This is a genomic window from Bacillus sp. CCNWLW194 (genome assembly GCF_037120585.1).
GTDB lineage: Bacteria > Bacillota > Bacilli > Bacillales > Bacillaceae_G > Bacillus_A > Bacillus_A basilensis.
Genome location: NZ_JBBBBL010000026.1, coordinates 1 through 19,907, shown reverse-complemented (window position 1 = coordinate 19,907; position 19,907 = coordinate 1). Strand labels below are relative to the sequence as shown.

The window sequence follows — 19,907 nt, the reverse complement described above, 5'->3', positions numbered from 1 at the left end:
GTTTTATCGATAATACGTAATTATCTTTTAAAAAATTAAGCGCCTTGCTCTTCCTTTTGGTCTGCAACTGCTTTAGTAGCAAGTGCAAGGTTACGGATTGGAGCTTGAAGAACGCTAAGAAGCATAGAAAGTAAGCCTTCACGTGATGGAAGAGTAGCGATAGCTTTAACCTCATCAAGTGTTACAAGTTTACCTTCGATTACGCCCGCTTTAATTTCTAAAGCTTCATGATCTTTAGCGAAGTCGTTTAATACTTTCGCAGGAGCAACTACATCCTCGTTACTGAACGCGATTGCGTTTGGTCCTGTTAAGAATTCATTTAACTCAGCCATTTCAGCAGATTCTGCAGCACGACGAGTTAGAGAGTTTTTGTAAACTTTGAACTCAACGCCAGCTTCACGTAAGTTCTTACGTAATTCTGTTGCTTCAGAAACTGTTAAACCACGGTAGTCAACAACGATTGTAGATTTACTAGCGCGAAGTTTGTCCGCGATTTCAGTCACAACTTGTTGTTTAGTTTCGATTACTTTGCTCATGTTATTACACCTCCTGTAGATTATATAGAAGATGTACCGAAAGTGCACTAAAAACCTCCATGCCCAACTTGTAGACATGGAGGCATATAGTCACAGAAAAAATTTCCGCTTCGTATATTAACACCTAGGTAGGAAATTAAGTCTATTGACACCTACTGTCTACGGTACACTATTTAAATTCACAACATAAATGATTATATAAAAACTTCTTTATGAAGTCAACTTCCAAAATTTACGCTAATGTAGAAACGTCTACACGTACGCCAGGTCCCATTGTAGAAGCAACTGTTACGTTCTTCATGTAAGTACCTTTTGCAGCAGCTGGCTTAACTTTTTGTAAAGTGTCAGCAATTGTTCTGAAGTTCTCTACTAATTTAGCATCTTCGAAAGATACTTTACCGATTGGAACGTGGATGTTACCAGCTTTATCAACGCGGTATTCAACTTTACCAGCTTTGATTTCGTTAACAGCTTTAGTTACATCGAAAGTAACTGTTCCAGTTTTAGGGTTTGGCATTAAACCTTTAGGTCCTAATACGCGACCAAGTTTACCAACTTCACCCATCATGTCAGGAGTTGCTACTACTACATCGAAATCGAACCAACCTTGTTGGATTTTACCGATGTAATCTGTATCGCCTACGAAGTCAGCTCCAGCAGCTTCAGCTTCTTTAGCTTTTTCGCCTTTAGCGAATACTAATACACGTTGTACTTTACCAGTACCGTGTGGAAGAACTACTGCACCACGGATTTGTTGGTCAGCTTTCTTAGGGTCAACACCTAAACGGAATGCAGCTTCTACAGTTGCATCAAATTTAGCTGTGTTTGTTTTCTTTACTAATTCTACTGCTTCTGTTGCAGAGTAAGCAGCTGCACGATCAACAAGCTTTGCAGCTTCCACGTACTTTTTACCTCTTTTAGCCATTTTTATTTCCTCCTCGAATGTGGTTTTAGCGGAATAACCTCCCACGTTTACGCTTATTTTCAGGTATAACCTGAGGATGCGCGCCATCCATTTATTTAAAAACGATAATCATTTACGATAATAAAGGTTGCGAATTGGAATTCCAGACCCGCAACCTTTTTTAAAAACAAATCGAATTAGTCTTCGATAACGATGCCCATACTGCGTGCAGTACCTTCAACCATACGCATTGCAGCTTCTACGCTAGCAGCGTTTAGGTCAGGCATTTTAGTTTCAGCGATTTCGCGTACTTTATCACGCTTAACAGTTGCCACTTTATTACGGTTTGGTTCACCAGAACCAGACTCAATACCAGCTACTTTCTTAAGAAGAACAGCAGCAGGAGGAGTTTTAGTAATGAAAGTGAATGAACGGTCCTCAAATACCGTAATTTCAACAGGGATGATAAGACCAGCTTGATCTGCTGTACGAGCGTTAAACTCTTTACAGAAGCCCATGATGTTAACACCTGCTTGTCCTAATGCTGGACCAACCGGTGGAGCTGGGTTAGCTTTACCTGCAGGAATTTGAAGTTTTACCATTTTAATTACCTTTTTAGCCACGAGACACACCTCCTTAAGTCCGTGATGTGGTCAATTGGACAGTGATTTGCCCTCCCACGTCATATTTTATCTGTAAGGATAAAATCTTTCAAAAAACGTCTCCGATAACGAAGACGTACTGACTTAAAAGATATTATCACTTTTTACAAATCATTTCAAGTTTCATTTTATAATTTTTCAATTTGATGGAAGTCAAGTTCAACTGGAGTCTCGCGACCAAACATGTCCACAAGCACGCTAACCTTTTTCTTCTCCACATCAATTTCTTCGATAGCACCTGTATAATCTGCGAATGGTCCCTCATTTACACGTACTGTCTCATGAAGTTCAAAGTCGAAATCAACCACTTCGTTGTCCATTCCCATATGTTTCATAATGGTAACAACTTCCTCTTCTAATAGAGGTGATGGTTTAGATCCAGAACCAGAAGAACCAACGAACCCAGTTACACCTGGCGTGTTACGTACAACATACCAAGAATCATCAGTCATGATCAATTCTACTAATACATAACCTGGGAACACTTTCCTTTTCATTAATTTTTCTTTACCGTTTTTCATTTCTACTTCTACTTCTTCCGGGACAACAACACGGAAAATTTTATCTTGCATACCCATTGATTCTACACGTTTCTCTAGGTTTGCTTTTACTTTATTTTCATATCCAGAATAAGTATGGACAACATACCAACTTTTTTCCATTCATTTAGGACGAGCGTCCTTCCCTCCCTGACGTACATTTTTTTGCGCAAATGAAAAAACCCGTTCACCGGGCTTTTACACAGTTCTTATAAATAACATTATATCATGGATAAGTGCTTCTTATTCAAGAATTAACCAAGAATTAACCGAATTAAAGAAGAAATGCCCATATCAACCACTGCGAAGAAAATCGCAAAGAAGACAACTGTAGCGATAACAGTCGCTGTTGAACGGAGTAATTCATCTTTTTTAGGCCAACTTACTTTTTTCATTTCGCGACCTACATCGCCGAAAAAGTTCGTTAAACGCATCTACGGGACCTCCAGTGTATTATTTCAATTATTTATTTTGTTTCCTTGTGAACTGTATGCTGATTGCATGTTTTACAGAATTTCTTTATTTCAAGTCGCTCTACCGAGCTCGTATCTTTCATCGTAGAGTAGTTTCGATTTTTACACTCTTCACATGAGAGTACAACTTTTTTCCTCATTAGTTACACCAACCTTGTAACATTATGTCCCTAAAAATGTATCATACAACAAAAGACAATGTCAATGACATGCCTTTTGTACTCTCTGCAAAAAGAAAACAGGTGATTTTTTACACCTGTAGCACTTGTTATGAATTTAAAGTGGTACTCTCTCTCATTTCCATATATCGTTCCAATTTCCGCTTCACCCTCTGTAAAGCATTATCAATAGATTTCACATGTCTATTTAACTGTTCCGAAATCTCTTGATAAGAACGACCGTCTAGATATAAAGAAAGCACTTTCCTTTCTAAATCGCTTAATAATTCAGATATTTTAGATTCTATGTCTGTATATTCTTCCTGACTTATAATCATTTCTTCAGGATCAGTTACCTTCGCTTCCGAAATAACATCTAATAATGTCCGATCAGATTCCTCATCATAAATCGGCTTATCTAAAGACACATACGAATTTAACGGAATATGTTTTTGCCTGGTTGCTGTTTTAATAGCGGTAATAATTTGTCGAGTGATACACAGCTCAGCAAATGCTTTGAATGAAGACAGCTTGTCCTCTTTATAATCACGAATCGCTTTAAACAATCCAATCATACCTTCTTGCACAATATCTTCTCGATCGGCACCCACTAAGAAATAAGATCTTGATTTGGCGCGAACAAAGTTCTTATATTTGTGAATCAAATATTCTAGAGCGTCAGTATTACCTTTTCGAACTAACTCAACGATTGCCTCATCCTCTAAATCACGAAATGTAACGTCGCCTACACTTACGAAGCCTGCTTCCACCTTGATCCCTCCGACCGCTATTTATTTAGCAATATTATACAGTAAAAAGATAAAGAGCGTCAATGCTTCAACGCTCTCCTCTTCTTAATTTTTCTAATTTTTCTGTAATATCTTTACTAAATATCTTTCGCATGGCGGGTTGCTTTTCTTTTGTGTCTTGTGTACGCCTTCTTACTTGTTGCTCCATCGCTTGTACTTCTAACTCTAATTCACGTGCAGATTTTCGAAGAGCACCTTGTGCAAATATAACCCATTGTTCCGTATAATCAGAAGTCGCAACATATATTTGCGTATTTATATTTCTAAGCTCGATCGCAAGCTGCTCTATCTTTTCATCTGCAGTTTGATTCTTCCTCGTGAATATGACTTCCACATGCGATTGTTTCATCTTTTTTTCAATACCGTGGACTGTATAAGCATCAAAAACTATCATTACCTTTGTACCTGTGTACCCTTGGTAATCCGCCATCTTATCAATCAGTGCATCTCTTGATGATTGCAAATCTACATCCCGTAGTTTCTTCAATTCTCCCCAAGCTCCGATAATGTTGTAACCGTCAACGATTAAAATATCGTTCATTTTTTATTTACCAATTTCGTGACGTTTACGATATACCTCATACATTAACAAACTTGCGGCTACTGAAGCATTTAAGGATGTAACTTTACCGACCATCGGTAAAGTTATTAGGAAATCACATTTTTCACCAATAATACGACTCATACCTTTTCCTTCACTGCCAATTACTAATCCAATTGGCATTTTACCATCTAAATTACGGTAATCCGTTTTCCCTTTTGCATCCGTACCAGCGATCCAAAGTCCACGTTCTTTTAATTCATCAATTGTACGAGATAAATTCGTTACGCGTGCAACGGGAATATATTCAATTGCTCCAGTAGATGCTTTCGCAACTGATGCTGTAAGTCCCACAGCTCTTCTTTTTGGAATAATAATTCCATGAGCTCCTGTTGCATCCGCAGTACGCATAATAGAACCTAGGTTATGCGGGTCTTCAATTTCATCTAAAATTAAGAAGAACGGATCTTCATTACGCTTCTCTGCTACTTTGAATAGATCTTCTAACTCAGCATATTGATAGGCAGCCACTTGAGCAATTACCCCTTGATGGTTCCCCTCAACTAATTGATCTAACTTCTTTTTTGGTGCATGTTGTAAAATAATCTTATTTTCTTTCGCTAGTGCTAGTACAATTTGTACTTGTCCTTTGGCAGCACCTTCTGCAACCCAAATTTTATTGATATCTCTTCCTGATCGTAACGCTTCAATTACAGGGTTACGTCCGATAATATATTCACTACTCATGATGATGTGCCCCCTTCCTTCTCTTCTAAAACAGCAATTGCCTTATATACAATTTCGTCTAATCTTTCACGATTATTTAATAAGTGATGATAGCCAATTAGCGCTTCAAATGCTGTACTATGTCGATATGTTTGTACATCCGTATTTTTCGGAACAGTACCTGAGTTTGCATTACGCCCTCTTCTTAGTACCGCTTCTTCTTCCTCAGTTAAAAATGCTGTCTCTAATAAATGATAAACAACTTTCGCCTGTGCTTTTGCCGAAACAAAGCTCGTCCCTAATCGATGCAATTGATTAGGACGAACTTTCCCTTTTTGAAGTAGGTGATAGCGGATATATTGTTCATATACCGCATCACCCATATATGCTAACGCTAAGCTGTTTAATTGCTTTGCATCAATCATTCTTATCCTCTTTTCCATCTTGTACCTTGAGCGGTATCTTCTAAAATAATATTACGGTCTTTTAAATCATCGCGAATTTTATCTGATAACGCAAAATCACGATTTTTACGAGCTTCAATGCGTTTTTGAATAAGCGCTTCAATTTCTTCATCAAGCAACTCGTCTTGCGCTAATTCTAACCCTAGAATATCAAATAATGTTTCAAGTTGTTTTACATAAGCTTCAATTACCACTTTAGACGTATGCTCTTCCAGTAAATATTGATTCGCATGATTTGCTACATTATATAATTCAGTGATTGCATTAGCAGTGTTGAAGTCATCATTCATTGCTTCTTCAAATGCAGTCTGGAATTTTTCCAGCTCAGCTAACCATTTCTCATTATGATCTGTTAAATCCGTACTACTTTCCATACGGTGTTTTAAGTTACCGTAAGCCGTTTTAATTCTTTCCAGTCCGTTATTTGTGCTTTGTAATAACTCTTCACTGAAATTAATTGGGTGACGGTAATGTACTGATAGCATAAAGAATCTAATTAACTGTGGATCATATTGCTTAATGATATCGTGAACCAAAATGAAGTTCCCAAGTGACTTAGACATCTTCTCATTATTAATATTAATATATCCATTGTGCATCCAATAACGTGCAAATGTTTTTCCTGTTAACGCCTCAGACTGCGCAATTTCATTCTCATGATGAGGAAATGCCAAGTCTTGACCACCAGCGTGAATATCGATTGTATCTCCTAAGTATTTACGTGCCATTGCCGAGCATTCAATATGCCACCCTGGACGACCTTTACCCCAAGGGCTTTCCCAGAAGATTTCTCCTTCTTTCGCAGCTTTCCATAAAGCAAAATCAAGAGGGTCTTGTTTCTTTTCTCCTACTTCAATACGCGCACCGTGGCGTAAGTCTGCGATTGGTTGATGCGATAATTTACCGTACCCTTCGAATTCCTTCGTTCTAAAGTACACATCGCCTTCTGATTCATATGCATATCCTTTATTCACAAGTTCTTGAATAAATTCAATAATGATATCCATATTTTCCGTTACACGCGGATGAACCGTTGCATGTTTGCAACCTAGTGCTGTTACATCTTCAAAGTACGCTTCAACGAAACGGTCAGCAATTGTCGGCACATCTTCACCTAATTCATTTGCTGCTTTAATTAACTTATCATCTACGTCAGTAAAGTTAGATACGTACTGCACATCATACCCTTTATATTCTAAATAACGGCGTACTGTATCAAATACCATAGGTGGTCTTGCATTCCCAATGTGAATATAGTTATAAACTGTAGGTCCACATACATACATCTTTACCTTATTTTCTTCTAATGGAGTAAACTCTTCCTTTTGACGTGTTAACGTATTATAAATGTGAATAGTCATTTTTATCCTTCCTTTCTACCTTTACTTCAAGTTGTTTTTTCAATTTATCAAGTTCTACTTCCATGACCTTTAATTTATCAAAAATTGGGTCTGGAAGGTCAGAATGATTTAATTCTTGACCGATCTTTACTCCATTTTGAATAACGACTCGGCCAGGTATACCTACAACTGTAGAATGCGCAGGGACTTCTTTTAATACGACAGACCCCGCTCCAATTTTAGAATTCTCTCCAACTGTAATAGAACCTAGTACCTTAGCACCTGTTGCAATTAATACATTATCCTGAATTGTAGGGTGCCTCTTTCCCTTTTCTTTACCTGTACCACCTAATGTAACTCCTTGATAGATTGTTACATTATCACCAATTTCACACGTTTCTCCAATTACAACCCCCATTCCATGGTCTATGAAAAAACGACGACCAATTGTTGCTCCTGGATGAATCTCAATGCCAGTAAAGAAACGACTAACCTGTGAGATCCAACGTGCAATAAAGAAGAAATTCTTTTTATAAAAAGCATGTGCAATTCGATGGGCCCAAACTGCATGTAATCCAGAGTAAGTCAAAATGACTTCGAAATAACTTCTTGCCGCTGGATCCTGTTCAAAAACGACTTCAATATCTTCCCGAAGCCTCTTAAACATCGACGTTCCCTCCCCTTTATGGGATGCTTTTTCGAGCGAACTAACTCCCTTAACTCCCTACTTATTCCCCTAAATCTTTGTGCACGGGGATAAAACTTATACTCATACCCATTTTTACAGTATAAAAAAGACGCCTCTGTCATATTGACAGAGACGCCTTATAAGCGCGGTTCCACTCTGTTTAGGCTAAAGAAGCCTCAAACTCATCTCTGATAACGGTACACACCGCTTCTGCTTACTTTACGCCCTAAGACGTTTCACAAAACAATTTGCTGTTCAGCAGAAGACTCGAAGGGGCATTTCAAAAATCCGCTTATAAACCACTTCCAGCCTAAAGGTGGTTCTCTCTGTAAAAAGCCTGATTTTCTACTTCTCCTTCTCGTCGCTTTTCCTTATTAGGTTTTAAGTATACTTATTATATTTCTAAACCTAGAAAATGTTAACCAATTACTTTTTGAAGACGATTTAACACTTTTTCTTTTCCAAGAAGTACAATAGCATTAGGAAGTTCTGGACCATGTGTTTGACCAGTAGTTGCAACACGGATTGGCATAAATAAGTTTTTACCTTTATGACCTGTTTCCTTTTGGACTGCTTTAATAGCCGCCTTAATTGCTGCTGGTTCCATCGCTTCTAGTGCTTCTACTTGACCGGCAAATGCACGAAGTACTTCTGGTACTTGTTCACCTTTTAATACTTCTTGTCCTTCTTCTTCATAATCAACATGATCTTTGAAGAACATTTCAGAAAGCTCTACAATTTCAGCTCCAAAACTCATTTGGTCATGATATAAAGCAATTACATCACGAATCCAAGCTTGTTCTTGTTCACTTAAAGTTTCACCTATACGTCCAGCTTTCACTAGATGCGGTAAGCTTAATTCTACCACCGTATCTAAATCTTGCTTTTTCATATATTGGTTGTTCATCCATTTTAGTTTTTGAGAATCAAATAGTGCAGGTGATTTTGATAAACGAGCTGCATCGAACATTTTGATAAACTCTTCTTGAGAGAAGATTTCTTCTTCTCCTACTGGCGACCAACCTAGTAATGCAATAAAGTTAAAGATTGCTTCTGGAAGATATCCAAGCTCTTTATATTGCTCAATAAATTGAATAATAGATTCATCACGCTTACTTAATTTTTTACGGCTTTCATTTACAATTAAAGTCATATGACCGAATTGCGGAATATCCCAACCGAAAGCTTCATAAATCATCATTTGTTTTGGCGTGTTTGAAATATGATCATCACCACGAAGTACGTGTGTAATTTCCATTAAGTGATCATCTACTGCTACCGCAAAGTTATAAGTTGGAATTCCATCTTTTTTCACGATAACGAAATCACCGAAATCATTTGAATGGAATGCAACTTCATCTTTTACAATATCTTTAAATGTGTAATCACGGTCAGCTGGTACACGGAAACGAATACTCGGAATACGTCCCTCAGCTTCAAATTCTTTCACTTGTGCTTCAGTTAAATCACGGTGGTTACCTGCGTAACGAGGTGTTTCACCACGAGCGATTTGCCCTTCACGTTCCGCTTCTAGCTCTTCTTCTGTCATATAACATTTGTAAGCTAAACCACGCTCTAATAAATCTTCATATAATTTTTTATACATATCTAAACGCTCTGTTTGACGATATGGTCCAAATTCACCACCAACATCAACACCTTCATCCCAGTCCATACCGAGCCATTTCAAGTATTTTAATTGGCTTTCTTCTCCACCAGCAACATTACGTTTTACATCAGTATCTTCAATACGAATAATAAACTTACCATCTTGATGACGAGCAAATAAATAATTAAATAATGCCGTACGCGCATTTCCGATATGTAAGTGTCCTGTTGGACTTGGCGCATAGCGCACTCTCACTTGCTTTTCCATAATTGGTACACCTTCCATTCTTAATGTCAACACATTCTATAATTGTACACCAAAAAAATGTGATTATCCATCTTACGAATTAAAAACCATTATTTTTTCTGTAATAAAACAACTGCTTGAGAAGCAATTCCTTCTTCCCTACCTGTAAATCCTAATTTTTCTGTTGTTGTTGCCTTTACATTGATATTATCAATAGACGTTTCTAATAGTTCGCTAATGCGTTTACGCATACTTTCAATATGTGGTGCCATTTTCGGCTTTTGGGCGATAATTGTACAATCTAGGTTCCCTAGCTCATAACCTTGTTCACGTACAAATTCCCAAACCTTCTGTAACAACACAGCTGAATCCGCATCTTTAAAGGCAGGGTCTGTATCAGGGAAATGTTTTCCAATATCACCTGCCGCAATTGCACCTAAACATGCGTCTGCGATCGTATGTAATAGTACATCTGCATCCGAGTGACCGATCAATCCCTTCTCATGAGGAATTGTAATTCCACCGATAATTAACGGTCTACCTTCCGCAAATTCATGTACGTCAAAACCTTGTCCAATTCGAAACATTCTTTACATCCTCCTCAAGCTAAACTACTAAGCTTTATGACTCTATATTATATCGCTATCCCTATAAAGAAAAGCCCGGCCTTTGCCGAGCTTTTCTTCGCTATAATCCTTGCTATTATTTCTTTTGAACGTGAAGAAAGCTTTCAGCAATTAGTAAATCCTCTGGAGTCGTCACTTTAATATTATAGTAACTCCCCTCTACTACACCTACTTGCTTCCCGATACGTTCCACGAGACTTGCATCATCTGTACCAAGGAAACAACTCTGCTTCGCACTTCTATGAGCTTCTAACAAAAGAGAAACAGAGAACCCTTGCGGTGTTTGTACAGCTTTAAGCTGAGATCTTTCTACTGTTTCGACAACAACACCCTGCTGTACTTTCTTAACGGTATCTTTCACTGGCACCGCACAAATGGAAGCTCCATATTTTTCTGCTGCAGTTAATACATCTTGGATCACTTTATTTGTTACGAACGGGCGCGCACCGTCATGTACAAGAACATACCCAACATCACTCGTATGCTGAATCGCGTTATACACACTATCTTGTCTTTCAGCTCCACCCTGAATAAATTGTACTGGCTTTTCAACCGGATACTTCTGCATTAGCTCTTCAAAATATGGGCGCTCTTCTTCGTTAATTGCCATGATAATATTTTTACATGCTTTATCCTTTTCAAAAGCACGTAACGTATGCACAATAATCGGTACTTCATTAATAAGTAAAAACAACTTATTTTTGCCAGCACCCATTCGCTTTCCTTGACCAGCTGCTGGAATAATTAATGTATACATATTAATAATCCTCTACTTATAATGCTTTTTCTAATAATTTACGTTTGGCGAAAATCATACGACCAGCTGATGTTTGTAACACACTCGTAACAAGTACATTGAGTTGCGAACCTACGTATTCTCTACCATCTTCTACTACAATCATCGTGCCATCATCTAAATATGCAACACCTTGATTTTGTTCTTTTCCATCTTTTACAACATAAACGCTTAGTTCTTCACCTGGGAGTACAACAGGTTTAATCGCATTAGCTAAATCGTTAATGTTTAACACCGTTACCCCTTGTAATTCAGAGACTTTATTTAAGTTGAAATCATTCGTTACTACCGTTCCACCAGTAATTTTCGCCAACTTTACAAGTTTGCTATCCACTTCTTGAATATCATCAAAATCACCTTCATAAATTTCTACCGGAATCGGCATCTCTTTTTGAATACGATTTAAAATATCTAATCCTCTGCGACCACGATTACGCTTTAAAGCATCAGAAGAATCGGCAATGTGCTGAAGTTCTTCTAACACGAATTGTGGAATCACAATTGTTCCTTCTAAAAACTTTGTTTGGCAAATATCAGCAATACGTCCATCGATAATTACACTAGTATCAAGAATTTTCCAATGAGTTGTAGATTCTTCTACCTCAGTTTCAGTTTCTTCATTCTCACTATTATTATTTTTCTTCTTCCCACGTTGTGGTAATGTAAATAATCCTAGCAATTCATTCCTCTTCTTAAACCCTACTTGGAATCCTAAGTATCCAAGTAAAAGAGTAAAGAACACTTGCAACACTGTACTAATAACTGGAATTGTAAATTCACGAATTGGTATTAAAATTAAATATGCAACAATAAGACCAGAGATTAACCCTAATGTACCAAATAAAACATCCGCTACAGGCGCCTTTACAAGGGCCTCTTCAATATGCTTAATAAGTTGAACGATATAATCTACAAGCCAAAATGTTGTTAAAAATAAAATAATTGCACCAATAATTGCACGAACATACGATCCTTCCAATAAAGGAACGGCACCCATGTCTAATACATTAATAACTTTTGGGATTAAGTAAATCCCTAATGCTCCCCCGATTACTAAAAAGAAGAGCTGTACAATCCGTTTTAACATCCAACCACCTCCTACTCATTATTAACCATTGTTTCGCTAATCAAAACGCCGAATGCAAAAGCGGACGTGTTTTTTTATAAATAGTTTTATTTACCAATATATCATATCATATACCAAAAGTGTTCTAGTGTCGTTATATTATGGAATCAATGTAATATTCTTAATTGTGTCTACTCATATAGAGATGCTCTTGAATTCTTTTTAGGCCTTCTCGTATTTTCTTCGCCCTGACTTCCCCAATTCCTTCCACATCATCTAATTCATTAATAGTTGCCCGACAAACACCTTGCAAAGTTTTAAATCGATTAATTAAATTTTCAATGATAAGTGGTGGAACACGTGAAATTTTGCTGGTGATTCGGTATCCTCTCGGTGTCACACTTTCTTCTAAACTCGTTTGCCCTGAATATCCAAGCAATTTAACTAAATCACTATCCTCTAGAAGTTGTGTATTTGCAAGTTCTTGTAACTTTTTCAAAATTTGATGATGGTCTTGTGTTTTTTCTTGATGGTAATCTTTTATTAATAGCGCTGCCTCTGCTTCTAAATCAGCTAGTAGTTCAGTAAGTTGTAAACGAATTAACCTACCTTCTGTTCCTAGTTCATGAATATAGCTCAATATTTCATTTTTAATACGTAGTACCATTTCAACACTATGTAAAACATGAACCACCTCGGACATTGTAACAACCTCTTCAAATTCTAGAATGCCCAAATTTGTAATCCCATCATTCCATACAGCTTTATATTTTTCTAACGTTTGAATAGCTTGGTTTGCCTTTGTTAAAATAACACCTATATCTTTTAGTGTATAACGTAAATTCCCTTGATATAGTGTAATTACGTTACGTCTTTGTGAAATAGCCACAACAAGGCTACCTGTCTGCTTCGCTACACGCTCTGCCGTTCGGTGACGCATTCCCGTTTCAATAGAATCAATAGATGCCTCTGGAACTAATTGTGCGTTCGCAATTAAAATTTTACTTCCCGTTTCATTTAAAATAAGTGCCCCATCCATTTTTGCTAACTCGTATAAACTAGCAGGAGAGAATGCACAATTAATATGAAAACCTCCATCGACAATACTTTTAATCTGCTCGTTATATCCAAGAACAATTAATCCCCCTGTTTGTGCGCGAAGTACATTATCTATCCCTTCGCGCAGTGGTGTTCCCGGAGCCACGAGCTGTAAAATATTAATCATACTTTTGACACGTTGCTTGTTTTCTTCCATAGCCTAGCCTCCTAATGTCAAACGAAGCGCTTCTCCCAAATTAGATACACCTACTACCTCAATCCCATCCGGAATTGTCCATCCTCCCAAATTTTTTCTAGGAATAATAGCACGTTGAAATCCTAATTTAGCCGCTTCTTGTACACGTTGTTCAATTCTTGATACTCTTCTTATTTCTCCAGTTAATCCTACTTCTCCTATTACTGCATCGGTTGGTGCCGTAGATTTATCTCTAAAACTTGAAGCTATACTTAAAGCCACAGCTAAATCAATTGCTGGTTCATCTAATTTCAAACCACCTGCTACTTTTAAATATGCGTCTTGATTTTGCAATAATAAACCTGTTCTTTTTTCTAACACTGCCATAATAAGTGATACACGGTTATGATCAATTCCCGTCGCCATTCTTCGAGGGTTTCCAAAACTAGTAGGGGAGATTAATGCTTGTATTTCTACTAAAACTGGTCTTGTTCCTTCCATTGAGGCTACCACTGTTGATCCTGCAACCCCAACAGGTCTTTCCTCAAGGAAAATTTCAGAAGGGTTTAAGACTTCCGCAAGGCCAAGTTCTTTCATTTCAAAAATACCCATTTCATTCGTGGAACCAAAACGATTCTTCACAGCTCGCAAAATACGATATGTATGATGACGGTCTCCTTCAAAGTAAAGAACTGCATCGACCATATGTTCTAACATACGAGGTCCTGCAATTGCACCTTCTTTTGTCACATGTCCGACGATAAAAATAGGGATTCCTTTCGTTTTTGCAAGTTTCATTAATTCTGCTGTACATTCACGTACTTGTGCCACGCTTCCCGGTGCTGACGTCACCTCAGGTAAATGTATCGTTTGAATAGAATCAATAACAACAAAAGCTGGATTCATCTCTTCAATGTGTGCTGCAATTCGCTGTAAATCCGTTTCTGCTACAACAAATAGATTACTACCCTTTACATGCAAACGATCTGCACGAAGTTTAATCTGCTTTGCTGACTCCTCACCCGATATGTATAGTACATCATATGAAGAATCCGCTAATTGTGATGAAATCTGTAATAACAATGTTGATTTTCCAATCCCAGGATCTCCACCAATAAGTACTAAGGACCCATCTACAATCCCGCCTCCAAGTACACGGTTAAACTCTTGAAATTTTGTTTCAATACGCGCCTCAGACTTTGTTTCTACTTCAGTAAGACGTCTTGGCTTTGTTACTTCTGTTTGAATCGCATTGGCATAATTAAGGCGCCTTGATGATATAACCGGCTCCATCTCTTCAACAAGCGTATTCCATTGACCACATCCAGGGCATTTCCCCATATATTTCGGTGACTGATAACCACACTCTTGACATGTGAATTTTGTTTTCTTTTTAGCCATATCGTTTTATATTTCACTTCACTTTCATCTATAAACAATTTATCCTTCTCGTACAAGAAAGAGGGCTATCTCGTAGCCCTCTTAGTTTGTCTATACTTATTTTACCTTTTCAGCACTATGAATGACAAATGATTCTCCTTCAACATCAAAGATAACTTTTTGTCCTTTCTCAATAGCACCTTTTAAAAGTTCTTCCGATAGTCTATCTTCTACATGTTTCTGAATTGCTCTACGAAGTGGGCGAGCACCGTACTCTCGGTCAAACCCTTTATCAGCAATGGCTGAAATCGCTCCTTCTGTTAAATGCAATTCAATCTCTTGCTCTTTTAAGCGATTCACTAACTGATTCACCATAAGTGTTACAATCTCTTGAATATGTTTTTTCTCAAGCATATGGAACACGATAATTTCATCAATACGGTTTAAGAATTCTGGACGAAATGCCTTTTTCAGTTCATCCATTACTTTACCTTTCATATCTGAATAATCGCGGCTCTCATCTTGTACGTTAAATCCAAGATGTTTATTACGTTTTAACGCGTCTGCACCAACGTTAGATGTCATAATAACAATTGTATTACGGAAATCAACCGTACGCCCTTTAGAATCCGTTAAGCGACCATCTTCTAATACTTGTAGTAAAATATTAAACACATCAGGATGAGCTTTCTCTACTTCATCTAATAGGACAACTGAATATGGCTTACGGCGAACCTTTTCTGTTAATTGTCCACCTTCTTCATATCCAACATATCCTGGAGGAGATCCAACTAAACGAGAGGTAGAATGCTTCTCCATGTACTCAGACATATCGATGCGAATCATTGCATCCTCATCACCGAACATAGATTCCGCTAACGCTCTTGCTAGCTCCGTCTTACCTACACCTGTTGGTCCTAAGAAAATAAATGAACCAATCGGACGTTTCGGATCTTTCAATCCTGCTCTAGCACGACGAACGGCTTTCGCTACAGCTACTACCGCTTCATCTTGACCAATAACACGATCGTGAAGAATGGATTCTAAGTTTAATAATTTATCAGTCTCTGTTTGTGCAAGTTTAGAAACCGGAATACGCGTCCACGTAGATACGACATTTGCAATATCTTCTACTGTTACTTCTGAGTTTTCTTGTCCTTGTTTCTCTTTCCACTGACGCTTCGTATCTTCTAACTTCTCACGCAAGCGTTGTTCCATATCACGTAAGGAAGCAGCTTTTTCAAATTCTTGACTTTGTACAGCTGCATCTTTTTCTTTTCTAATTTCCTCAAGCTTCACTTCAAGCTCTTTTAAATTTGGTGGTGTTGTATAAGAGCGTAAGCGAACCTTAGAAGCAGCTTCATCAATTAAATCAATTGCTTTATCTGGTAAGAAACGATCTGTAATATAACGATCTGAAAGCTTTACAGCTGCATCAATTGCATCATCTGTAATAGATACGCGGTGATGTGCCTCATAGCGATCACGTAAACCTTTCAAGATTTGAGTTGATTCGTCTAAACTTGGCTCATCAACATGAATTGGTTGGAAACGTCTCTCTAAAGCCGCGTCTTTTTCAATATATTTGCGATATTCATCTAACGTTGTCGCCCCAATACATTGTAACTCCCCGCGAGCTAAAGAAGGTTTTAAAATGTTCGATGCATCAATAGCACCTTCTGCTCCACCTGCACCAATTAATGTATGAAGTTCATCAATAAATAGAATAATATTTCCTGCCTGACGGATTTCATCCATTACTTTCTTCAAACGATCTTCAAATTCACCACGATATTTCGTTCCAGCTACCACTGTACCCATATCTAATGTCATAACACGCTTATCTCTTAAAGTTTCAGGAACTTCATTATTTACGATTTGTTGTGCTAATCCTTCAGCAATCGCCGTTTTACCTACACCAGGCTCTCCAATTAATACAGGATTGTTTTTTGTTCTACGGCTTAACACTTCAATTACACGTTGAATTTCTTTACCACGCCCAATAACAGGGTCTAAACGATTTTCACGTGCAACAACTGTTAAATCACGTGCTAAGCTATCCAGTGTTGGTGTATTTGCATTTGTTGAAGAACCACCTTGGTGACCTGAACTTGCTTCATTACTTCCAAGAAGTTGCAATACTTGTTGTCTTGCTTTATTTAGGCTAACACCTAAGTTATTTAAAACACGTGCCGCTACACCTTCACCTTCACGGATTAAACCAAGTAAGATATGTTCTGTTCCAACGTAAGAATGACCTAATTTACGAGCTTCATCCATAGACAACTCAATAACCTTTTTAGCACGCGGTGTATAATGTACCGTTTGAGACGCTTCTGTTCCGCGTCCAATTAACGCTTCTACTTCTTTTTGAACTTTCTCTGGACTTAATCCTAGAGCAATCAACGCTTTTGCTGCAATTCCTTCCCCTTCGCGTACAAGCCCAAGTAAAATATGTTCTGTTCCAATATTATTATGCCCAATGCGAATTGCTTCCTCTTGAGATAAAGCTAATACTTTTTGTGCTCTTTCTGTAAATCTTCCAAACATCATAGAAATCGCCTCCTACTTGCGCTTAGTTTTTTTCAATACGTAATCGCTCACGGATTAAGGTTGCTCTTCGATAATCTCTTTCTTCTGGTCCTAAAGGTCCTCCTGCATATTGTTGTAAAATGCCTGGTTGTGTAAGGACCATTAGCTCAGTCAAAATATTTCTCGATACACCTTTTATATATCCTAAATCAATACCAAGTCGTACATCTGATAAGCAAGTGGCTGCTTCCGCAGATTGAATTAACCGACTGTTTGCTAGTATGCCATAAGAGCGATAAACTTTATCTTCAAGCTCAATGCTTGAATTTTGTAAAATTAATTCTCTAGCCATTTTTTCTTGTTGTATAATTTGTTGAATGACACTCTTTAAATCTGCAATAATATCTTCTTCAGATTTTCCTAGCGTCATTTGATTTGACACTTGAAATATATTACCTAACGCTTCGCTACCTTCACCGTATATTCCTCTTACTACTAACCCTAATTTCTGAATTACTTGTATAATACGGCTAATTCTTTTCGTTAAAACAAGTCCCGGTAAGTGAATCATTACAGAAGCCCTTAATCCAGTACCAACGTTAGTAGGACAACTTGTAATATATCCAAGTGATTCATCAAAAGCATATTCAACCTCTTCCTCTATCCAATTATCTATTTGATTGGCACTTTGAAGAGCCTCTGATAATTGCAATCCTGAAAATAAGCACTGAATCCGAATATGGTCTTCTTCATTAAGCATAACACTAATATGTTCGCTTTCTGACAATAGACATGCTCCATATTCTGTTCCTGCAAGGTTGGGACTAATTAAATGCTTTTCAACTAATACTCTCCTTTGAAGAGGTGTTAATTCATTCATTTTTAATAGTTCAAACTCTCCAAAAGGTTCTACCGTTTTATTTATAAATTCCTTTTTAAATAATTCATGAATCTGTTTAGCTTCTTCTTCGCTTTGCATAGTAGAGAATTGATATTTTTTAAAATTACGAGCCAAACGAATTCGACTACTTAAAACAATATCAGAATCAGGGCCATCCCCCTTCATCCATGGACTAATCGCTTCATTCATAATTTTGTCCAGTGACATAGAACTATTCCCCCTCTCTATGCTCACTAAGCTGATTTTCAAGACCTCGAATTTTATCCCTTACTTCAGCAGCTTTCTCAAACTCCTCTTTCTGTACGTATTGTTTCAGAATGAGTTTTAGTTCATCTAATTCTTTCTTTAAGTGAACATTTCCTTCTATACGTTCCGGAATTTTTCCACAATGATCTGTATGTCCCCCGTGAAGACGTTTTAATAATGGCTTTAAATGTTCCTTAAATGTATCGTAACAAGAAGCACATCCAAAGCGTCCCACCTTTGTAAATTGTTCATATGTCATCTTACAATCTGGGCACTTTAATATACTTGTATTCGAAAACCCGTTTTTTCCTTCTTCAAACATTGTTGATTCACCGTGTAATAACCCAGCAAATAAATCATGAAATGAAAAGTTAGACTGCGATGATTGAAAGAAAGACGTATAGCCACTTTGTTCTGCACATTGCTCACAAAGATGAACTTCCGCCTTCTTTTCGTTGATTACTTTTGTATAATGTAAAGTTGCTGGTCTTATATTACAGTTTTGACAAGTCATCACTATCCCCACCTTTATAACAGGAACGATCTATCTCATAGTACTTTTCATACATTACTAGATGGTTCACTTTCCTTTATTCGTTTAAATAAAAGTGCGTGTTCTTTTTTCAAAACCTCTACAATATTTAACTACCTTATCTCTTAGTTATTATTCTTTTACAACAGCTGTATTTATTTATATTTCAGTGTTCTTAACATTGCGCATAATATTCGAGCCCTAAGTTCATCTCGAGAAGGAACATCCATTGATAATACAGAACGATCTAGTACACTTAGCATAAGTTTAGCTTCACGATTTGTTATGATTCCCTCTTCTATTAAACGTATAATCATACTCTCTGCATTCCCTTGTGCAATGCTATGATCAATCATATGAAGCATTTGATCAATAATGTCTATATCATCATGCAGTTTGACTTTTATAATGCGAATGTAACCTCCTCCACCACGTTTACTTTCTACTACAAATCCTCTTTCTAACGTAAAACGGGTATTGATTACATAATTGATTTGAGATGGTACGCACTCGAATCGATCCGCAATCTCATTTCTTTTGATTTCAATCACATTATTATTACTTAAGTCAATAACTTGCTTTAGATATTGCTCAATGATATCAGATATATTTCTCATTTATCCGCCACCTTTATTGACTTTGACTATCTTTGACTTTAATTATATACGTATTAATAAAATTTGCAACTCTTTTGCTTATTCACTATCCTAGCCACGTTCCCTTGTATTTAATCAAAATAATTATTATTTAAACACATTTTTTAATTACTATGGATTATAAAAGAAAACACGAAAAAACACGAGTCATTTGACTCGTGTTTAGTTGCTTGGCGACGTCCTACTCTCACAGGGACAAGGTCCCAACTACCATCGGCGCTAGAGAGCTTAACTTCCGTGTTC

At 37.3% G+C, this 19,907-nt stretch carries 22 protein-coding genes and 2 other annotated features; all 22 genes read right to left on the bottom strand.

Annotated elements, in window-relative coordinates:
• Positions 1-35: 35 nt before the first annotated feature.
• Entirely contained in the window at positions 36-536 is a 501-nt protein-coding gene (gene rplJ / locus V7S50_RS31760; RefSeq protein ID WP_029439120.1) for a 50S ribosomal protein L10, read from the bottom strand.
• A 39-nt stretch (positions 537-575) separates the two neighbouring features.
• Positions 576-719: a sequence feature (ribosomal protein L10 leader region), on the bottom strand.
• A 49-nt stretch (positions 720-768) separates the two neighbouring features.
• The gene (gene rplA / locus V7S50_RS31755; RefSeq protein ID WP_063222350.1) at positions 769-1,461 is read right to left on the bottom strand and encodes a 50S ribosomal protein L1; all 693 of its coding nucleotides are present in this window, start codon (positions 1,459-1,461) and stop codon (positions 769-771) included.
• 176 nt (positions 1,462-1,637) lie between these two features.
• Positions 1,638-2,063: a 50S ribosomal protein L11 gene (rplK, locus tag V7S50_RS31750; protein ID WP_001085872.1), complete on the bottom strand. Its 426-nt coding sequence runs from the start codon at positions 2,061-2,063 to the stop codon at positions 1,638-1,640.
• 167 nt (positions 2,064-2,230) lie between these two features.
• Positions 2,231-2,764, bottom strand: a complete 534-nt coding sequence (nusG, locus tag V7S50_RS31745; RefSeq protein WP_000415794.1) for a transcription termination/antitermination protein NusG — start codon at positions 2,762-2,764, stop codon at positions 2,231-2,233.
• A 131-nt stretch (positions 2,765-2,895) separates the two neighbouring features.
• The gene (gene secE / locus V7S50_RS31740; protein ID WP_001241321.1) at positions 2,896-3,075 is read right to left on the bottom strand and encodes a preprotein translocase subunit SecE; all 180 of its coding nucleotides are present in this window, start codon (positions 3,073-3,075) and stop codon (positions 2,896-2,898) included.
• Between the two features lie 32 nt (positions 3,076-3,107).
• Positions 3,108-3,254 carry a 50S ribosomal protein L33 gene (gene rpmG / locus V7S50_RS31735; protein WP_002070160.1) on the bottom strand — a complete coding sequence of 49 codons (147 nt, stop codon included), beginning with the start codon at positions 3,252-3,254 and terminating at the stop codon, positions 3,108-3,110.
• Between the two features lie 128 nt (positions 3,255-3,382).
• Positions 3,383-4,042, bottom strand: a complete 660-nt coding sequence (locus V7S50_RS31730; RefSeq protein ID WP_000387198.1) for an RNA polymerase sporulation sigma factor SigH — start codon at positions 4,040-4,042, stop codon at positions 3,383-3,385.
• 67 nt (positions 4,043-4,109) lie between these two features.
• Positions 4,110-4,622, bottom strand: a complete 513-nt coding sequence (locus V7S50_RS31725) for an NYN domain-containing protein (protein WP_063222349.1) — start codon at positions 4,620-4,622, stop codon at positions 4,110-4,112.
• Between the two features lie 3 nt (positions 4,623-4,625).
• The gene (rlmB, locus tag V7S50_RS31720; RefSeq protein ID WP_063222348.1) at positions 4,626-5,369 is read right to left on the bottom strand and encodes a 23S rRNA (guanosine(2251)-2'-O)-methyltransferase RlmB; all 744 of its coding nucleotides are present in this window, start codon (positions 5,367-5,369) and stop codon (positions 4,626-4,628) included.
• Positions 5,366-5,773 (bottom strand): Mini-ribonuclease 3, encoded by a 408-nt coding sequence (locus V7S50_RS31715; protein WP_000564261.1) that lies wholly within the window; start codon positions 5,771-5,773, stop codon positions 5,366-5,368. The genes rlmB and V7S50_RS31715 overlap by 4 nt, the downstream gene beginning before the upstream one ends.
• A 2-nt stretch (positions 5,774-5,775) precedes the next feature.
• A complete protein-coding gene (gene cysS / locus V7S50_RS31710; RefSeq protein WP_060629205.1) occupies positions 5,776-7,173 on the bottom strand; it encodes a cysteine--tRNA ligase in 1,398 nt (465 codons plus the stop codon).
• Entirely contained in the window at positions 7,154-7,819 is a 666-nt protein-coding gene (gene cysE / locus V7S50_RS31705; RefSeq protein WP_000476500.1) for a serine O-acetyltransferase, read from the bottom strand. The genes cysS and cysE overlap by 20 nt, the downstream gene beginning before the upstream one ends.
• A gap of 146 nt (positions 7,820-7,965) precedes the next feature.
• Positions 7,966-8,211 (bottom strand) — a binding site (T-box leader).
• A 47-nt stretch (positions 8,212-8,258) separates the two neighbouring features.
• Positions 8,259-9,716 (bottom strand): glutamate--tRNA ligase, encoded by a 1,458-nt coding sequence (gene gltX, locus V7S50_RS31700; protein ID WP_098557118.1) that lies wholly within the window; start codon positions 9,714-9,716, stop codon positions 8,259-8,261.
• An 89-nt stretch (positions 9,717-9,805) separates the two neighbouring features.
• A complete protein-coding gene (ispF, locus tag V7S50_RS31695) occupies positions 9,806-10,282 on the bottom strand; it encodes a 2-C-methyl-D-erythritol 2,4-cyclodiphosphate synthase (RefSeq protein ID WP_000488386.1) in 477 nt (158 codons plus the stop codon).
• 115 nt (positions 10,283-10,397) lie between these two features.
• Positions 10,398-11,078, bottom strand: a complete 681-nt coding sequence (ispD, locus tag V7S50_RS31690) for a 2-C-methyl-D-erythritol 4-phosphate cytidylyltransferase (protein WP_242256484.1) — start codon at positions 11,076-11,078, stop codon at positions 10,398-10,400.
• Positions 11,079-11,094: 16 nt separating this feature from the next.
• Positions 11,095-12,204, bottom strand: coding sequence for a PIN/TRAM domain-containing protein (locus V7S50_RS31685; RefSeq protein ID WP_242256486.1), 1,110 nt, complete (start codon positions 12,202-12,204; stop codon positions 11,095-11,097).
• A gap of 160 nt (positions 12,205-12,364) precedes the next feature.
• Positions 12,365-13,438 (bottom strand): DNA integrity scanning diadenylate cyclase DisA, encoded by a 1,074-nt coding sequence (gene disA, locus V7S50_RS31680; RefSeq protein WP_242256488.1) that lies wholly within the window; start codon positions 13,436-13,438, stop codon positions 12,365-12,367.
• A gap of 3 nt (positions 13,439-13,441) precedes the next feature.
• Positions 13,442-14,818, bottom strand: coding sequence for a DNA repair protein RadA (gene radA, locus V7S50_RS31675; RefSeq protein WP_063222341.1), 1,377 nt, complete (start codon positions 14,816-14,818; stop codon positions 13,442-13,444).
• 96 nt (positions 14,819-14,914) lie between these two features.
• Positions 14,915-17,350, bottom strand: coding sequence for an ATP-dependent protease ATP-binding subunit ClpC (gene clpC, locus V7S50_RS31670; RefSeq protein ID WP_060629199.1), 2,436 nt, complete (start codon positions 17,348-17,350; stop codon positions 14,915-14,917).
• A 22-nt stretch (positions 17,351-17,372) separates the two neighbouring features.
• A complete protein-coding gene (locus V7S50_RS31665; RefSeq protein ID WP_242256490.1) occupies positions 17,373-18,437 on the bottom strand; it encodes a protein arginine kinase in 1,065 nt (354 codons plus the stop codon).
• Positions 18,438-18,441: 4 nt separating this feature from the next.
• A complete protein-coding gene (locus tag V7S50_RS31660; protein WP_242256491.1) occupies positions 18,442-18,990 on the bottom strand; it encodes a UvrB/UvrC motif-containing protein in 549 nt (182 codons plus the stop codon).
• 173 nt (positions 18,991-19,163) lie between these two features.
• On the bottom strand, positions 19,164-19,625 hold the full coding sequence (gene ctsR / locus V7S50_RS31655) for a transcriptional regulator CtsR (protein ID WP_060629196.1): 462 nt from the start codon (positions 19,623-19,625) through the stop codon (positions 19,164-19,166).
• Positions 19,626-19,907 lie beyond the last annotated feature (282 nt).

Excerpts from the sequence above, each read along its gene's own strand:
- rplJ (WP_029439120.1), bottom strand. The coding sequence starts at position 536 with ATGAGCAAAGTAATCGAAACTAAACAACAAGTTGTGACTGAAATCGCG.
- rplA (WP_063222350.1), bottom strand. The coding sequence starts at position 1,461 with ATGGCTAAAAGAGGTAAAAAGTACGTGGAAGCTGCAAAGCTTGTTGAT.
- nusG (WP_000415794.1), bottom strand. The coding sequence starts at position 2,764 with ATGGAAAAAAGTTGGTATGTTGTCCATACTTATTCTGGATATGAAAAT.
- secE (WP_001241321.1), bottom strand. The coding sequence starts at position 3,075 with ATGCGTTTAACGAACTTTTTCGGCGATGTAGGTCGCGAAATGAAAAAA.
- rpmG (WP_002070160.1), bottom strand. The coding sequence starts at position 3,254 with ATGAGGAAAAAAGTTGTACTCTCATGTGAAGAGTGTAAAAATCGAAAC.
- V7S50_RS31725 (WP_063222349.1), bottom strand. The coding sequence starts at position 4,622 with ATGAACGATATTTTAATCGTTGACGGTTACAACATTATCGGAGCTTGG.
- rlmB (WP_063222348.1), bottom strand. The coding sequence starts at position 5,369 with ATGAGTAGTGAATATATTATCGGACGTAACCCTGTAATTGAAGCGTTA.
- V7S50_RS31715 (WP_000564261.1), bottom strand. The coding sequence starts at position 5,773 with ATGATTGATGCAAAGCAATTAAACAGCTTAGCGTTAGCATATATGGGT.
- cysS (WP_060629205.1), bottom strand. The coding sequence starts at position 7,173 with ATGACTATTCACATTTATAATACGTTAACACGTCAAAAGGAAGAGTTT.
- cysE (WP_000476500.1), bottom strand. The coding sequence starts at position 7,819 with ATGTTTAAGAGGCTTCGGGAAGATATTGAAGTCGTTTTTGAACAGGAT.
- gltX (WP_098557118.1), bottom strand. The coding sequence starts at position 9,716 with ATGGAAAAGCAAGTGAGAGTGCGCTATGCGCCAAGTCCAACAGGACAC.
- ispF (WP_000488386.1), bottom strand. The coding sequence starts at position 10,282 with ATGTTTCGAATTGGACAAGGTTTTGACGTACATGAATTTGCGGAAGGT.
- ispD (WP_242256484.1), bottom strand. The coding sequence starts at position 11,078 with ATGTATACATTAATTATTCCAGCAGCTGGTCAAGGAAAGCGAATGGGT.
- V7S50_RS31685 (WP_242256486.1), bottom strand. The coding sequence starts at position 12,204 with ATGTTAAAACGGATTGTACAGCTCTTCTTTTTAGTAATCGGGGGAGCA.
- disA (WP_242256488.1), bottom strand. The coding sequence starts at position 13,438 with ATGGAAGAAAACAAGCAACGTGTCAAAAGTATGATTAATATTTTACAG.
- radA (WP_063222341.1), bottom strand. The coding sequence starts at position 14,818 with ATGGCTAAAAAGAAAACAAAATTCACATGTCAAGAGTGTGGTTATCAG.
- clpC (WP_060629199.1), bottom strand. The coding sequence starts at position 17,350 with ATGATGTTTGGAAGATTTACAGAAAGAGCACAAAAAGTATTAGCTTTA.
- V7S50_RS31665 (WP_242256490.1), bottom strand. The coding sequence starts at position 18,437 with ATGTCACTGGACAAAATTATGAATGAAGCGATTAGTCCATGGATGAAG.
- V7S50_RS31660 (WP_242256491.1), bottom strand. The coding sequence starts at position 18,990 with ATGACTTGTCAAAACTGTAATATAAGACCAGCAACTTTACATTATACA.
- ctsR (WP_060629196.1), bottom strand. The coding sequence starts at position 19,625 with ATGAGAAATATATCTGATATCATTGAGCAATATCTAAAGCAAGTTATT.